This is a genomic window from Carnobacterium maltaromaticum DSM 20342 (genome assembly GCF_000744945.1).
In the GTDB taxonomy this organism is placed as follows: domain Bacteria; phylum Bacillota; class Bacilli; order Lactobacillales; family Carnobacteriaceae; genus Carnobacterium; species Carnobacterium maltaromaticum.
In genome coordinates, this window is sequence record NZ_JQMX01000001.1 from 253,228 (window position 1) to 269,489 (window position 16,262).

Annotated in this window: 12 protein-coding genes and 1 other annotated feature; all 12 genes read left to right on the plus strand. The window is 35.1% G+C overall.

Annotated features, from left to right (window positions below):
- Positions 1-292 precede the first annotated feature (292 nt).
- Positions 293-1,447 carry a recombinase RecA gene (gene recA, locus BR77_RS01190; RefSeq protein WP_015076688.1) on the plus strand — a complete coding sequence of 385 codons (1,155 nt, stop codon included), beginning with the start codon at positions 293-295 and terminating at the stop codon, positions 1,445-1,447.
- A gap of 388 nt (positions 1,448-1,835) precedes the next feature.
- Positions 1,836-3,401: a ribonuclease Y gene (rny, locus tag BR77_RS01195; RefSeq protein ID WP_010054241.1), complete on the plus strand. Its 1,566-nt coding sequence runs from the start codon at positions 1,836-1,838 to the stop codon at positions 3,399-3,401.
- A 182-nt stretch (positions 3,402-3,583) separates the two neighbouring features.
- Complete coding sequence (locus BR77_RS01200) at positions 3,584-4,393, plus strand: TIGR00282 family metallophosphoesterase (protein WP_010054242.1); 810 nt, start codon at positions 3,584-3,586, stop codon at positions 4,391-4,393.
- Complete coding sequence (locus BR77_RS01205; RefSeq protein WP_010054244.1) at positions 4,390-4,779, plus strand: YlbF/YmcA family competence regulator; 390 nt, start codon at positions 4,390-4,392, stop codon at positions 4,777-4,779. Before BR77_RS01200 ends, BR77_RS01205 begins: the two co-directional genes overlap by 4 nt.
- 20 nt (positions 4,780-4,799) lie before the next feature.
- Entirely contained in the window at positions 4,800-7,421 is a 2,622-nt protein-coding gene (gene mutS, locus BR77_RS01210; protein WP_015076685.1) for a DNA mismatch repair protein MutS, read from the plus strand.
- Positions 7,422-7,487: 66 nt separating this feature from the next.
- Positions 7,488-9,611 carry a DNA mismatch repair endonuclease MutL gene (mutL, locus tag BR77_RS01215; RefSeq protein WP_015076684.1) on the plus strand — a complete coding sequence of 708 codons (2,124 nt, stop codon included), beginning with the start codon at positions 7,488-7,490 and terminating at the stop codon, positions 9,609-9,611.
- Positions 9,612-9,634: 23 nt separating this feature from the next.
- Positions 9,635-10,213 (plus strand): Maf family protein, encoded by a 579-nt coding sequence (locus tag BR77_RS01220; RefSeq protein ID WP_015076683.1) that lies wholly within the window; start codon positions 9,635-9,637, stop codon positions 10,211-10,213.
- Between the two features lie 176 nt (positions 10,214-10,389).
- Positions 10,390-10,725: a PadR family transcriptional regulator gene (locus BR77_RS01225; RefSeq protein WP_015076682.1), complete on the plus strand. Its 336-nt coding sequence runs from the start codon at positions 10,390-10,392 to the stop codon at positions 10,723-10,725.
- A 39-nt stretch (positions 10,726-10,764) separates the two neighbouring features.
- Positions 10,765-11,292, plus strand: a complete 528-nt coding sequence (locus tag BR77_RS01230; RefSeq protein WP_010054251.1) for a DUF1129 domain-containing protein — start codon at positions 10,765-10,767, stop codon at positions 11,290-11,292.
- 71 nt (positions 11,293-11,363) lie between these two features.
- Complete coding sequence (gene msrB / locus BR77_RS01235) at positions 11,364-11,807, plus strand: peptide-methionine (R)-S-oxide reductase MsrB (protein ID WP_015076681.1); 444 nt, start codon at positions 11,364-11,366, stop codon at positions 11,805-11,807.
- Positions 11,808-12,028: 221 nt separating this feature from the next.
- The gene (locus BR77_RS01240) at positions 12,029-14,341 is read left to right on the plus strand and encodes a glycoside hydrolase family 3 protein (RefSeq protein WP_257613151.1); all 2,313 of its coding nucleotides are present in this window, start codon (positions 12,029-12,031) and stop codon (positions 14,339-14,341) included.
- Between the two features lie 83 nt (positions 14,342-14,424).
- Positions 14,425-14,703, plus strand: a binding site (T-box leader).
- Between the two features lie 251 nt (positions 14,704-14,954).
- Positions 14,955-16,160 carry an MFS transporter gene (locus tag BR77_RS01245; protein ID WP_035063745.1) on the plus strand — a complete coding sequence of 402 codons (1,206 nt, stop codon included), beginning with the start codon at positions 14,955-14,957 and terminating at the stop codon, positions 16,158-16,160.
- Positions 16,161-16,262 lie beyond the last annotated feature (102 nt).

Consider the following 16,262-nt stretch of genomic DNA (forward strand, 5'->3'; position numbering starts at 1 on the left):
ATCGAATTTAATTTCATAAAAAAAATTAAAATAAAAATAGACCGAACTTTTGTTCGTTTTTCTCTTGCTTTTTTTTGGCATAACGATTATGATAGTTTTTGTGAAACAAAATAATAAAAGATAAACGTTAAATAAAATAAGAATGGACAGATTTAATGCTAGTTCTTATGAGCCAACTCTTCGAGAAAAAGATAAAAATTCGAGAGGACAAAAAGAGTCCTATCAATTTTTCCTATTTTCTTATCAGAGTTAAAAGGCTCAACAAACTTTTTTATATCAAGGAGGAATTTTAATGGCAGATGATCGCAAACAAGCCCTAGATGCAGCATTGAAAAAAATTGAAAAGAATTTTGGTAAAGGTTCAGTAATGAAGCTTGGCGAAAAAATTGATACTCAAGTTTTAACAATACCTAGTGGGTCTTTAGCCTTGGATGTAGCGTTAGGAGTAGGCGGGTATCCTAAGGGACGGATTATTGAAGTGTACGGTCCTGAAAGTTCAGGTAAAACAACTGTTTCTTTACATGCTGTAGCAGAAGTTCAAAAACAAGGTGGAATTGCTGCCTTTATTGATGCTGAGCATGCGTTAGATCCTAAATATGCTGCAGCATTAGGAGTAAATATTGATGAGTTATTACTATCTCAACCAGATACAGGTGAGCAGGCCTTGGAAATCGCCGATGCGTTGGTTTCTAGTGGTGCTATCGATATTGTGGTGGTTGATTCGGTAGCTGCTTTAGTGCCTAGAGCAGAGATTGAAGGGGAGATGGGCGATAGCCATGTAGGTTTACAAGCTCGTTTAATGTCTCAAGCTTTACGTAAACTGTCAGGTTCTATCAATAAAACCAAAACGATTGCTTTGTTTATTAACCAAATTCGTGAAAAAGTTGGAGTCATGTTTGGAAATCCAGAAGTAACACCGGGTGGTAGAGCGTTGAAATTTTATGCAACTGTTCGTTTGGAAGTTCGTCGAGCGGAACAAATTAAAAATGGCACAGATGTAGTTGGAAATCGCACTAAAATTAAAGTCGTAAAAAATAAAGTTGCGCCACCATTTAAAGTTGCTGAAGTAGATATTATGTACGGGGAAGGTATTTCTCAAGTAGGAGAATTACTGGATATGGGATCAGAAAAAGATATAGTAAATAAAAGTGGTGCTTGGTATTCATATGAAGGTGAACGTATTGGTCAAGGTCGTGAAAATGCGAAGAAATATTTTATGGAAAACCCAGAATTAAGAGTAGAAATTGAACAAAAGGTTCGAGCAGCTTATGGGATTGGTGAAGAAGTTGTTGAAGAAGAAAAAACAGAACCTGTAAAAAATGAAAAAAAAGCGGTTGAAAAAAAAGTTTCTGAGGCTGAATCGATAGCTGTAGATAAAATAGCTAAAGAAAATGAGAATCAAACAGAAATTGTGTTAGATTTACCTGAAATTGACCCAGAAAAATAAAGCTTCGAAAAGTATTTTATTGATGAAATTCAATAAAATACTTTTTTTTTAGATTTTATTCCCATGAAGGTCGTTATTTTTAAAGAATACGTTAGAAATTAAAATTATTTATTAAATTCTATTTTTATTCAAATTTAAGCAATAAGGCTTTTAAAGTAAGGGGTTTCTTTAGAGAAACTTTTTTTTTTTTAGAAATAAAAGGGAGAAAAAAAGAAAAGGTGGTTCAAAACGTGTTAATTCAGTTGACATGTTGGCGATGTACAATTAAAATTAGAGTTGTGTATTACCTTATTTAAATATACGCGGTGACTTTTTTTGAATAAAATTTAAAAAATTTGCCAAAGAAAAAAATAAATGACAATTAAATACATGATACGGAGGTGGAAGAATGAATACTATTATTATCAGTGTAGCCTTCGCTATTGTTGCTTTAGTTGTTGGTCTAATTGTAGGATATATCGTCCGAAAATCAACCCACGAAAAAGAACTGGCTGGTGCTAGAAACACTGCAACTGGAATTTTGGAGGAAGCAAAAAGAGAAGCAGAAACCTTAAAAAAAGAAGCTTTGTTAGAAGCGAAGGATGAAAACCACAGATATCGAACTGAAATTGAGAGTGAGCTAAAAGAGCGCAGAAGCGATATTTTAAAACAAGAAAATCGGTTGGTCCAACGTGAAGAAAACTTAGATCGTAAAGACGATGGATTAGAAAAACGTGAACGTACTCTTGAAGCAAAAGAAGAAAAATTAAGTTCAAGACAACAACTAATTGACGATCAAGAGCAAAAGGTAACGGCATTAGTTGAAGAGCAACAACTTGAATTAGAACGGGTAGCCGCTCTTTCACGAGATGAAGCGAAAGACATGATTATGAAAGAAACAGAAGAAGATCTCTCCCACGAACTAGCAGTTATGGTGAAAGAATCTGAACAGAAAGCAAAAGAAGAAGCAGATCGAAAAGCGAAAAATTTAATTTCATTAGCGATTCAACGTTGTGCGGCTGATCAAGTTTCTGAAACAACGGTATCCGTTGTAACGCTACCAAGTGATGAAATGAAAGGTCGAATTATTGGACGCGAAGGTCGAAATATTCGTACTTTAGAGACTTTAACAGGAATTGATTTGATTATCGATGATACACCTGAAGCAGTTATTTTAAGCGGGTTTGATCCAATTCGTCGCGAAATTGCACGAATGACACTTGAAAAACTGATTCAAGATGGACGAATTCATCCAGCTCGAATAGAAGAAATGGTTGAAAAATCAAGAAAAGAAATGGATGAACGCATTCGTGAAATTGGTGAACAAGCTACGTTTGATGTAGGAGTCCACTCATTACATCCAGATTTAATTAAGATTTTAGGACGTTTACGTTTTAGAACAAGTTATGGTCAAAATGTGTTAAATCATTCTATTGAAGTAGCTAAATTAGCTGGTATTTTAGCAGCTGAATTAGGTGAAGATGTTACTTTAGCTAAACGCGCTGGATTACTTCACGATATTGGGAAAGCATTAGATCATGAAATTGAAGGTTCTCATGTCGAAATTGGAGAAGAAATTGCCATTAAATACAAAGAAAATGCTACCGTAATTAATGCGATTGCTTCTCATCATGGAGACACGGAAGCTACTTCTGTTATTTCTGTCCTAGTTGCTGCAGCCGATGCACTATCTGCTGCTAGACCAGGCGCACGAAGCGAATCTTTAGAAAATTATATTCGCCGTCTAGAAAAACTAGAAGGAATTTCGAATAGCTTTACTGGTGTTGAACGCAGTTTTGCTATCCAAGCAGGACGTGAAGTTCGGATTATGGTACAACCAGAAATTATTGATGACTTAACGGCAATCACACTAGCACGAGATATTCGTAAACGAATTGAAGATGAACTGGATTACCCAGGACATATTAAAGTGACAGTTATTCGTGAGACCCGAGCGGTTGACTACGCGAAATAAAGGAAAGAACAACAAAGAGCATTCTTTGTTGTTCTTTTTTTGTTCATTGGGATATAAAAAGTTTAATCAAGATAAATACATATTATAGTTGTAAGGCGTGGAGTATTTAAGACAAAACCTTTCATTTTTTGTAAATAATTGTTAAAATAGAGAGAATGGACAAATAGAGAAGAGGCAAAAAAATGAGATTATTATTTGTTGGAGATGTAGTAGGTTCGATGGGTCGAGAGATGGTTCATGACTACCTACCTAAATTAAAACGTAAATACCGTCCTCAAGTGACGATTTTAAATGGTGAAAATGCCGCAGCAGGACGTGGAATTACAGAAAAAATATATAAATCTTTTTTACAAGATGGTGTAGATATTGTCACAATGGGGAATCACACATGGGACAATCGAGAAATTTTTGATTTTATTGACGATGCAAAAAAAATGATTCGTCCAGCTAATTATCCTGAAGATACTACGCCAGGTAAAGGCATGGCTTTCATTAAAGTCAATCAACTTGAGTTGGCAGTTATCAATCTTCATGGTCGTGTATTTATGGCTGATTTAGACGATCCTTTTCGAAAAATTGAAGATTTAGTCGATGAAGCAAGACAACGTACACCCCTTATTTTTGTTGATTTCCATGCTGAAACAACAAGTGAAAAACAAGCAATGGGCTGGTTTTTAGATGGTCAGGTTTCAGCTGTAGTTGGAACTCATACCCATGTTCAAACAAGTGATGCGCGAATTTTACCACAAGGTACGGCTTATTTAACAGATGTTGGGATGACTGGACCGTATGATGAAATTTTAGGTATGGCAAAAGAGCAAGTAATCAATCGTTTTTTAACGCAAATGCCAACCCGATTTGAAGTACCAAAAACAGGTCGTAAAACGCTATCAGCTTGTTATATTGAGCTTGATGATAGTACCGGAGCAGCCAAGAAAATTGAACCTATATTAATCAATGAAGACCATCCTTTTGGAGGAGATTTTGAATGAGAGGGACAAATGAATCTTTATTAGATGAGGCAACTAAAGCTCATTTACAGCGTTTAACAGACTTGCTAAAAGAGAATGAACTGATTCAAGATTATCAAATGATTGAAGAAAAAGCTCAAAATCATGCACATTTAAATCAATTAATTGCAGATATTAAAATTAAGCAAAAAGAGGCTGTTGCTTTTAATCATTATGGAAAGCCAGAAGCTGAAAAAATTGCGATTAAAGAAGCGGAAGCTTTTACTAAAGAATTTAATGAACATATGGTTGTAACAAGCTACCAAGATGCTTTAGTGGAAGCCAACGATATCTTACAACATTTAGTAGCGACTGTTCAAGATGAATTAAAAGAGCAGATTAATCAAACCTTGGAAGACAATCGATAGAAAGAGAGGAATGCTGTCAAATGCCTCAAAAAACTAAACATACCCCAATGATGGAACAATATTTAGCCATTAAGGCCAATTACGAAGATGCTTTTTTGTTTTATCGATTAGGAGATTTCTATGAAATGTTCTACGATGATGCCATTAAAGCCACTCAATTACTAGAAATCACATTAACGGCACGCAATCGTAATGCAGATGAACCCATTCCGATGTGCGGGGTTCCTTACCATGCAGCTAGAGGGTATATTGATATATTAATTGAAAAAGGATATAAAGTCGCTATATGCGAGCAAGTAGAAGACCCTAAAACAGCTAAAGGAATGGTAAAACGAGAAGTCGTTCAACTTATCACGCCTGGAACAGCTATTGAAACGAAAAACATGGATGCAAAAAAGAATAATTATTTATCTGCACTCTTAGTTCAAGAGGGGAATAAATTTGACTTAGCTTATGTTGATTTAAGCACAGGTGAGTTAAAGGCGACTCAATTGGATTCGGTCGAAGATGTCATTAATGAACTTTCAAGTATTCAAACAAAAGAAATTGTATTTAACGGTGAAAGTAATGAGGAATTTCAGCAAGAATTGAAAAATAAGTTAGATGTGATGATTTCCAATCAAAAGGAAATTATTGAAAATGCTGAATTTTCTTATTTAACAAGTGATCTTGAAGAAACGTCAACACTATCCGTTTTAAAATTATTACTTTCTTATTTAAGTGTCACGCAAAAAAGAAGTTTAGCTCATATTCAAAAAGCTGAGACATACGTCCCAACTCATTTCTTGAAAATGGATCATTATTCAAAATATAATCTTGAATTAACAACTTCTATTCGAAATGGACAAAAAAAAGGCACCTTACTTTGGTTGCTTGATGAAACAAAAACAGCAATGGGTGGTCGTTTACTTAAACAGTGGATTGATCGACCATTAATTCAAGAGCAAAAAATAAAAGGCCGCCAAGCGATTGTTGAGAGCCTAATGAATCACTTTTTTGAACGAACAGATTTAAATGAAGCCTTGACACGTGTTTATGATTTAGAACGATTAGCTGGAAGAGTAGCTTTCGGCAATGTAAATGGTAGAGATTTATTGCAATTGAAAACATCTTTACTGCAAATTCCACAACTGATTGAAATCATTGCAATTATTAATGATACTGAATGGGACACTTTGTTAGGCGCTCTAGATCCTGTTACTGAGGTTGTTGATTTAATCGAATTGGCCATTCATGAAGATGCGCCACTTTCTCTAAAGGATGGTGGGGTCATTAAAGATGGCTATCATGAGAAGTTAGACCAATACCGGGATGCAATGAGAAACGGAAAAAAATGGATGGCTCAACTAGAAGCTGAAGAACGAGCGAAAACAGGTATTAAAGGTTTAAAAGTTGGCTACAATCGAATTTTTGGCTATTATATTGAAATCACCAAAGCTAATTTAGCTAACTTGCCTGAGGGAACCTATGAGAGAAAGCAAACATTGGCTAACGCTGAGCGTTTCATAACACCAGCTTTGAAAGAAAAAGAAACGTTAATTCTTGAAGCAGAAGAAAAATCAATGGCTTTAGAATATGAGTTGTTTGCTGAAGTTCGTGAAACAGTCAAAAGCTATATTGAACGTTTGCAACGCTTGGCAAAAAATGTTGCAACAATTGATGTATTGCAAAGTTTTGCTACGGTTAGTGAAAAATATCATTTTATTAAACCGACAATGACAACAGGAAAACACGAAATTAACCTATTAGAAGGTCGTCATCCCGTAGTTGAAAAAGTTTTGGGGCAACAAACGTATGTACCAAATAGTGTGGAAATGACAACTGAAACTGATATTCTTTTAATTACAGGACCAAACATGTCTGGTAAAAGTACCTATATGAGACAATTAGCCTTAACGGTGATTATGGCCCAAATGGGGTGCTTTGTACCAGCTGAAAAAGCTGACCTGCCTATTTTTGATCAGATTTTTACTCGAATTGGTGCAGCTGATGATTTAATTTCAGGTCAAAGTACATTTATGGTTGAAATGATGGAAGCCAATCAAGCTTTGCGTCATGCAACTGATCGTAGTTTAATTCTATTTGATGAAATTGGACGAGGAACTGCAACTTATGATGGGATGGCATTAGCAGAAGCAATCATTGAATATATTCATCAACATGTTCATGCAAAAACGCTATTTTCGACCCATTATCATGAACTAACAGTTTTAGAGGATAGTCTTAAAGGGCTGGAAAATATTCATGTCGGAGCTGTTGAAGAAAATGGAGAGGTTGTTTTCCTTCATAAAATGATGCCTGGACCTGCAGATAAAAGTTATGGAATCCATGTTGCTAAATTAGCAGGTTTACCTGAAGAGTTATTAGAACGAGCAGCAACAATTTTAGAAAAGCTAGAGCAACAAGATACGGTTGTATTAGATTACCAACCAACATATGCAACAGCAGCTCCAAAAATAACAGAAGAAAAAACGAAGCAAACAAATATTGTTGAAGAATCAGATGGACAATTGTCTTTATTTGGTGAACGAAATCCCAATGAAGCTGATGTAATTGATGCGATTAATCAATTAAACTTATTAGCGATGACCCCATTAGATGCCATCAATACACTAAGTCAATTGCAACAAAAACTAAAATAAATAGACACAGATAAAGCTAAGAGCTAGACAAGTTCTTAGCTTTTCCGACAAGATGGAGGACTGAGCATGGGAAAAATAGTAGAACTTTCTGAAAAATTAGCCAATCAAATTGCAGCTGGTGAAGTTATTGAGCGCCCAGCCTCAGTTGTAAAAGAGCTAGTTGAAAATGCTATTGATGCAGGAAGTACACAGATTGATATTCTAATTGAAGAAGCAGGACTTAAAAAAATTCAAATTATTGATAATGGTGCTGGAATAGCTGCTGACGATGTTCGAAATGCGTTTAAGCGCCATGCTACAAGCAAAATTCATTCACGAGATGATCTATTTAGAATACGTACTTTAGGATTTCGTGGCGAGGCTTTACCAAGTATTGCCTCAGTTTCAGAAATTACCTTAGAGACTGCAACAGGTGTTGGGGCTGGAAGTTATTTAGCGTTAAAAGGTGGCGATATTGTCGAAGAGCGAGCAAATCCAGCTCGAAAAGGCACAAGTATTACTGTTGAGAATTTATTTTTCAATACACCTGCGCGCTTAAAATATGTTAAGACGATTCAAACTGAATTAGCTACAATTGGAGATATAGTTAACCGTTTAGCTATGAGTAATATGCAAGTCGCTTTTCGTTTAGTCCATGATGGCAATCAAATGCTACGCACTATGGGAAATGGCGATTTAAAACAAACTTTAGCAGGAATTTATGGTGTATCGGTTGCAAAAAAAATGCGCGAAGTTGAAAAAGAAGATTTAGATTTCAAATTAAAAGGCTACGTGTCTTTACCAGAATTAACGAGAGCTAGCCGTAACTATATGTCAATTATGATTAATGGACGATATATTAAAAATTATTTACTAAATAAAGCGATTGTAGCTGGTTATCGTTCGAAATTAATGGTTGGTCGTTTTCCTTTTGTCTGTTTGGATATTCAAATGGATCCACTTCTAGTAGATGTAAATGTTCACCCAACCAAGCAAGAAGTTCGGATTAGTAAAGAAAAAGAATTGATGGAACTAATTGAGACAGCTATTCATGAATGTTTAAGTCATGAACAATTGATTCCAGAGTCTTTAGAGAATTTTAGTTTTAAACGCCCATATGATGCTTCTAGATTTCAATCTGAACAAACAAAAATTGATTTAACAGCATCTAAAACTAGTTCGGATGAACTTTTTTCAAAGAATCAAGCTGAAGATTCAAAAGAAAATCAAGTACATTCAATTGAAAAGAAAAGTACTGAGGATAAAAATCAAGATTATTTCAAAACAATTCCCTTTAAATCAACACCAAGTCCAATTCCAGCTCAAAGAGAAGCATCTCCATTTGAACGAGGAATTGGATATGAAGCTGCAGAAGGTCAATTTTATTTAAAAAAAGATCGTGTTGAAGAGGAGTTTATTGAAGATCCATTTGCTCCAATTCCAGAAAATTTAATGAATGAAGTAACAGTGGAGACTACACACAATCTACAGTCAGAACCCCCTGAAATAGAATCGAATCAGAATCAAAGTGAGTTGCAAGAATTGCATACGGAATCTCATTTAAAGGCTGCCGAGAAGTTAATTAAAGAAGAAGCACAGTTGAAAAATAAAGCCATTGCCCATTTGCCGAATTTAGAATACGTGGGACAAATGCACGGGACGTATTTATTTGCTCAAAATGAAAATGGGTTATATATCTTAGATCAACATGCGGCTCAAGAACGAATTAAATATGAGTTTTTCCGAAAGAAAATTGGGGAAGTTAGCCGTGATTTGCAGGATTTATTGGTTCCAATTATGTTAGACTATCCTAATAGTGATGCGATAAAAATCAAAGAAAATAATGAAGCTTTGGAAGAAATTGGACTTTTTCTTGAGCCATTTGGCCAAAATAGTTTCTTAGTACGTAGCCACCCTGTTTGGTTTAATCGTGGTCAAGAAGAGGAAATCATTAAAGAAATGATTGACTTGTTATTAGAACAAGGCAGTATCAGTGTTGCGAAGTTTAGGGAAGCTACAGCAATTATGATGAGCTGTAAAGGATCAATTAAAGCAAATCATCATTTAAATGATCAAGAAGCCAGAGCTTTATTAGTTGATTTAGCTAAAACAGAAAATCCCTATAATTGCCCTCATGGACGACCAGTGTTGATTCAATTTACCAATAAAGATATGGAAAGAATGTTTAAACGGATTCAAGATCCCCATTAAATCATGACAAAAGAGGTTAGAAAATGAAAGTTATCTTAGCATCAGGTTCCCCAAGACGTAAAGAATTATTAAGTAAAATTATTTCGAATTTTGAAGTCGTTGTTTCAGATGTTGATGAGACAATTGATGAAAGCTTACCTGGAAACGTAATAGTTTCAGAATTAGCAAAACGGAAAGCCTTAGTTGTGGCTGAAAATTTTCCTACTGATTTAGTTATTGGAAGTGATACAATTGTTTATTTAGATGGTCAAGTTTTAGGGAAACCAACTAACGAGCAAGAGGCAGCTCAAATGTTAGGTAAGCTTAGTGGCACCAAGCATCATGTTTACACAGCCGTTTATATGACCAATGGTTCCCTCGAAGTGACAGAAGTAGTTGATACAATTGTAACGTTATATCCATTAACGGAGAAAGAAATTACAAACTATATTGCCTCTGGTGAACCAATGGATAAAGCTGGAGCTTATGGTATTCAAGGTTTAGGTGCATTATTGGTTTCTGAAATTCAAGGTGATTTTTATGCAGTCGCAGGTTTTCCAGTTGCAGTCGTATATCGAATGTTAGCTAAATTTGATGGAATAGAAATTGATTTTGCCCGTTAAGCAAAACTGCTACCTAGTTATCAGGTAGCAGTTTTTTCTGTGAAAAATTTAGTAAGTTCCTCTTTACAAAGAAAGAGCCTTAAGTTATGATATGTTTAAGCTATTTTGCATTGCAAGATAGCGATAGAAAAATAGGCAAACTTGTTTTAGAAGATAGATAAAGAGGTGCTTGCTAAATGGAGACAAGTCAAATGCTAAAGGGCTTACTAGAAGGTTGTATTTTAAGCATTATAAAAGATCAAGAAGCCTATGGCTACGAGATGGTAGCTAAATTAGCCGATTATGGGTTAGATATGGTTAGTGAAGGTAGTATTTATCCTGTTTTATTAAAATTACAAAAACAAGATTATGTAAGTAGCCGAATGTTACCCTCAAAGGAAGGTCCAAAACGTAAATATTATTCCATTACAAAACAAGGTCATACTTATTTAGAAGAATTTCAAAAGCAGTGGAGCAAAGTTGCTACAAGTGTAAATGATATCATTGAATTCAGTGACAATCATGAACGATGATATAATGAGGAGTTAAGAAATAAAAAGGAGGTTGTTGTTATGGAGACAGCTAAATTAAAACAAAGAACGAATCAGCTAAGACAACAACTCAATTCAGAAAACGCACTGGTTTTTGAAGAGGTTGTGGAGTACCTACGTGCTTCACCAGTAAATACGAAAAAAACAGAAGAAATTTTAGCTGAACTATTGGATCATTTAATAGAATTGGAGCAAATTGGAAAAACGAGTAAGGATTTATTTGGCGAGAATGTTCATGGCTATTGTCGTCAACTAGTCAAAGGGTTGCATAAAGATACTTTTATAGAGAAATTAAATTTTGCCTTATTAATTGTGGCATTGTCTGCTATTTTTGAACTCGTATTTGCCTTTATTAATGGAGTTATTGATTGGCGATTATCAACGGCACATCTAATTTGTAATTTATTTTTTGCTCAATTAGCTTTCTGGGCCTATCAAAAAATAGATCATAATTCCGAAATACAAAAGAAAGTCTATTATTTTGCTTTTTCAACGTTATTTATTGTTATTTATGTTGCTTTAGGACTTGTCTTAAGTGAGAACAGGTAAAGTGAGCAAAATAACGTTGTTTTATTGTTTTATTTGCTATAATTAAAAGTAGAAAGATAGGGGGATTTGAAATGACTGAAAAAAATAAAGAGGAATTAAAACAAAAATTAACGGATATTCAATATGAAGTCACGCAAAATAACGGAACAGAGCGTCCGTTTACAGGTGAATATGATGATTTTTATGAGAATGGACTCTATGTTGATATTGTCAGTGGTGAACCGTTATTTACTTCTAAAGATAAATATGATGCAGGATGTGGTTGGCCGGCTTTTACAAAACCCGTTTCTGAAAAAGAAATTATTGAAAAGACGGATAAAACTTTTGGTATGAAACGTGTTGAAGTACGAAGCAAAGAAGCAAATTCTCATTTAGGTCATGTGTTTACAGATGGACCGAAAGAATTAGGTGGTTTGCGTTATTGTATTAATTCTGCAGCTTTACGCTTTATTCCTGTTGAAGAATTAGAAGCACAAGGATATGGCGATTATCAGAAATATTTTAAAGAAGAATAATAGCAAAAAAGCATGAAATCCATTTTTACAAATGCTGATTTCATGCTTTTTTTATTTGAGATTGGATTGATTTTTGTCTCAACCGCTATTTGAGTTTCTGATAGAATACATAAATCTTAAAATTAAAACATTCTTTTGAAATCTGTTGACTAGTCTATAAGAATTATAGAAGTAAATAATAAAATAGCATAGGTTTATTTTGCAAAATTATGTTACGATAAATGGAGAAAAGAATTGATAAAGGAGTCGATAGAGGGATGCAAAAAAAATGGAGTCAACTAATTGAAAACGGTTTAGTAACGATTAAAAATGAAAATGGTGCAACTTTACGATTTTCTACAGAATCAGGGATTGGGATTATTGAAGCGGATGGGTATGCTTTTAAAGATTTAAATCGAAATGGTAAGTTACAGCCTTACAAAGATTGGCGATTACCTATCAGTGAACGAATTGAGGATTTAGCTAATCAATTAACGATATCTGAGATTGCTGGTTTGATGCTTTATAGTGGTCATCAAGCAGTAACATCTAGCAAAAATTCTTTTGCAAGCATGTTTGCTGGTACGTATGATGGGTTAGCTTTAGAAGATAGTACGGCAGTTGTTTCAGATTTAACAGATCAACAAAAAGAATTTTTAACAAAAGATCATTTGCGACATATTTTAGTTACAGTTGTTGAATCGCCTGAAATTTCTGCTACTTGGTCAAATAACTTGCAAGCTTTTGTGGAAGGACTAGGTCATGGAATTCCAGTTAATATTAGCTCGGACCCTCGTCATGGAGCAGATGCTAATTCTGAATACAACGCAGGTGCGGGTGGAGATATTTCAAAATGGCCAGAGGCTCTGGGCCTAGCAGCAACATTTGAGCCAGAATTAGTGAGAGATTTTGGTCATATTGCTGGGAGAGAATATCGTGCATTAGGGATTGCCACTGCACTTTCTCCTCAAGTTGATTTAGCGACTGAACCAAGATGGATGCGATTTAGTGGAACTTTTGGTGAAGGTGTAAAATTAGTTACAGATTTATCGGAAGCATACTGTTCGGGTTTTCAAACTTCAGAAAAGGCAAGTGAGATACATTCAGGATGGGGCTATACAAGTGTCAATGCCATGGTAAAACACTGGCCTGGTGGCGGAAGTGGAGAAGCCGGTCGTGATGCGCATTATGCTTTTGGTAAGTATGCTGTTTATCCAGGTGGAAATTTTAAAGAACATTTGAAGCCATTTACGGAAGGGGCGTTTAAATTAAAAGGTGGGACGGAAAAAGCTGCAGCTGTCATGCCTTACTACACGATTTCAACTAATCAAGATCTTAAAAATAGAGAAAATGTAGGAAATGGCTATAGTCATTATTTAGTCCAAGAATTATTACGTGATGAGTATGGCTATGATGGAGTTGTTTGCACGGATTGGGGAATTACAAAAGACCATCAAGAAATGGATAGTTTTTTATCTGGAAAAGATTGGGGTGTTGAAGAGTTAACGGTTGCTGAAAGGCATTATAAGGTCCTATTAGCGGGTGTGGATCAATTTGGGGGTAACAATGAGGTTGAACCGATTATGGCAGCCTACGAACTAGGAAAATCTGAATTTGGCAAGGAGTTTATTGAAGCACGTTTTCGTCGTTCAGCCAAACGATTATTGCGTAATCTATTTCAAGTAGGCTTATTTGAGAATCCTTATATTGATAGCGCGAAAACCAAGAAAACAGTTGGTCACCCTGATTTTATGAAAAAAGGATTTGAAGCTCAGCAAAAGTCGATTATTTTATTAAAAAATCAAAATAACGTTTTACCAGTAGCTAAAAAACAAACAGTTTATATTCCTAAAAGACGATTGAAAGTGAGTAAAGATTGGTTCGGCCAAGAAATACCAGCAAGAGAATTCTTGCCTGTTGAAGCAGCTTTAGTTGAAAAGTACTATCATTTAACAACTGATCCCGCACAAGCAGATTTTGCATTATGCTTTATGGAATCTCCTCAAACAAGTGGTTTTAGTTTAGAGGATCTTGCTAAAGGTGGAACGGGTTATGTCCCAATCAGTTTACAATACCGACCTTACACAGCTAGATTAGGGCGTAAGGAAAGTTTAGCTGGTGGTGATCCGTTAGAAGCCTTCTCGAACCGAAGTTATTATGGAAAATCAAATGAAGCTATCAATGAAGCGGATTTGGACATTGTGATAGAAACTCGAGAAAAAATGGGGAATAAACCCCTAATTGCGATTGTAGCGATGAAAAATCCAACCATTCTTCATGAATTTGAAACTATTGTGGATGGGATTTTAGTTGATTTTGGTGTGCAAACACAAGCCTTGCTTTCTCTATTATCAGGAGAAGTTGAGCCATCGGGTTTACTTCCTTTTCAAATTCCTGATAAGATGGAATCTGTTGAAAAACAATTAGAGGATGTCCCTTTTGATATGACTTGCCATCGCGATGAAAATCATAATAGCTATGATTTTGCATACGGACTAAATTGGACTGGTGTGATAACTGACCAGCGCGTTGAAAAGTATGGTTTGAAAAGCTAAAAGGTAGTGTGGTAAAGGTTGAATATAAGAAGGCTAAACTTTTACTTTACGAAAACGTCTGTTTCTGATATGATAGTTTAAATTTAAAAGCGTTGACAAAGAAAAGTAGAAAAGTTCAGTTATTTCAATAAAATCTAATCAAAGTATAGATTTTTACAGAGAGTCTCGGTTGCTGAAAAGAGATGGAATAAGCCTTTTTGAAACAAGCCTTTGTAGCTGCACATCGGAACATTAGGGATGGTGTGACGGGTTCTTCCGTTACTAAGAGTATAACCAAAGCAATTTTTGGCGTACTTGATAAGAAAATAATGGCAACATTATTTTGAACTAGGATGGCACCGCGATTTTGACTCGCTCCTAAGACTTTGGTCTTGGGGGTGAGTTTTTTTGTCATGCTTCTTGTTGCTTTATCATGGTTCTTGTTGCTTTAGCAACTTAGAAACATGATACACATCCATCGAAGATGGACTGTGATCTCAAAATGTTGGTTTGATCCAATTCCTATGAAGATTCGAAATGGAAAAAAGTATCATATCAATTTTCCCTATTCTTCAGTCGAGCCTGAGCGAACTCAACAAGCTTTTTATATTATCAAAATTGGGGGTGCTAAAGGATGAATAAGAAAAAAACAACAGGTTTATTATTAGCGAGTAGTGGGATTTCTAGTATTGGGGAATGGATTTATTTTATTGCGCTAAACTTAATTGTATTAAATCGTGGGACAACCCCAGCAGCCGTTGGTGTACTTTATATTCTTCGTCCCATAGCAACAGTCTTAACGACAAGTATTATGAGTCATTTTTTAGATGATTTGAAGAAGCGCAAATGGTTGATTATTTTAGACATAACGAGAGCTTGTATGATTGGAAGTTTAGTGATAATCAATGAGTTATGGTGGATTTATTTGATTGTTTTTTTGATTCAAGGAGCCGTTTCAATCCATTCGCCTCTGTTAATTACGTATACAGTATCGCTAATTCCAGCAGAAAAACGAAAAAAATATAACGCACTTAGTAGTTTAGTTCATTCTGGTGGATTCTTATTAGGTCCAGCTATAGCAGGACTACTATTAATGGTAGGAACGCCTAAATTAGCAATTGTAGTCAATAGTACCGCCTTATTTTTATCCGCCTATTTTATTTTTTTGTTGCCAAATTGTGAAACGGTCCCCACCGAAAAAGAGCCAAACACAGGTATCACATTTAGTGAAACCTGGTTTGAGGTCAAAAGTTTTAGTTTAAAGTATGGGAATGAAACGTTAATTTACAGCAGTTTCTTATTATTAATGAGTTTTGCAGCGGGGTTAGATTCGATTGAAGCCTCTTTTGCTAAAGGAATGTTAGCTTTGACAGATGGTGAATATGGTTTGTTAGTCAGCATTGCTGGCTTAGGTATTCTATGTGGTTCGGGAATAGTGACTATTTTTAGTGAAAAGTTATCAGTCGCACATCTATTACAAAGTGGATCTTTCTTTTTTGTACTTGGTTACTTTATTTACGCCATATCAACTCATTTTATTTCAGCAGCAGTCGGTTTTTTTCTACTTTCGTTTGCGCTAGCATTTGCAAATACAGGATTTTACACTTTCAGACAAAACTATTTGCCAATCAGTAAAATGGGTCTACTCATTAGCTTTTATGACTTAGTAGAGGCTTTGCTTTCAATTTTTATTGTTGGAGTTGTGAGTTTATTGGCAATTTACGTCCATCTTAGAAAAGTAAGTTTAATTGTTGTATTTTGTATGTGGCTAGTCCTGCTTTTCTTTTACAAAAAGGTGAAGAATGAGAAAGTAGCAAAGAAATTAGTACGTAAGAGGTAAAAATTAGCTTTTTTGAGTAGAAGGCTCCATTTTAATTCAAAAATATGGTAAAATGCATAGGGGAACGAATGTACTATTAATTAGAGTAGCGATTGGGGTAAA

Bases quoted from the DNA above. Each gene is read 5' to 3' on its own strand.
- recA (WP_015076688.1), top strand. From the start codon at position 293: ATGGCAGATGATCGCAAACAAGCCCTAGATGCAGCATTGAAAAAAATT.
- rny (WP_010054241.1), top strand. From the start codon at position 1,836: ATGAATACTATTATTATCAGTGTAGCCTTCGCTATTGTTGCTTTAGTT.
- BR77_RS01200 (WP_010054242.1), top strand. From the start codon at position 3,584: ATGAGATTATTATTTGTTGGAGATGTAGTAGGTTCGATGGGTCGAGAG.
- BR77_RS01205 (WP_010054244.1), top strand. From the start codon at position 4,390: ATGAGAGGGACAAATGAATCTTTATTAGATGAGGCAACTAAAGCTCAT.
- mutS (WP_015076685.1), top strand. From the start codon at position 4,800: ATGCCTCAAAAAACTAAACATACCCCAATGATGGAACAATATTTAGCC.
- mutL (WP_015076684.1), top strand. From the start codon at position 7,488: ATGGGAAAAATAGTAGAACTTTCTGAAAAATTAGCCAATCAAATTGCA.
- BR77_RS01220 (WP_015076683.1), top strand. From the start codon at position 9,635: ATGAAAGTTATCTTAGCATCAGGTTCCCCAAGACGTAAAGAATTATTA.
- BR77_RS01225 (WP_015076682.1), top strand. From the start codon at position 10,390: ATGGAGACAAGTCAAATGCTAAAGGGCTTACTAGAAGGTTGTATTTTA.
- BR77_RS01230 (WP_010054251.1), top strand. From the start codon at position 10,765: ATGGAGACAGCTAAATTAAAACAAAGAACGAATCAGCTAAGACAACAA.
- msrB (WP_015076681.1), top strand. From the start codon at position 11,364: ATGACTGAAAAAAATAAAGAGGAATTAAAACAAAAATTAACGGATATT.
- BR77_RS01240 (WP_257613151.1), top strand. From the start codon at position 12,029: ATGGAGAAAAGAATTGATAAAGGAGTCGATAGAGGGATGCAAAAAAAA.
- BR77_RS01245 (WP_035063745.1), top strand. From the start codon at position 14,955: ATGAATAAGAAAAAAACAACAGGTTTATTATTAGCGAGTAGTGGGATT.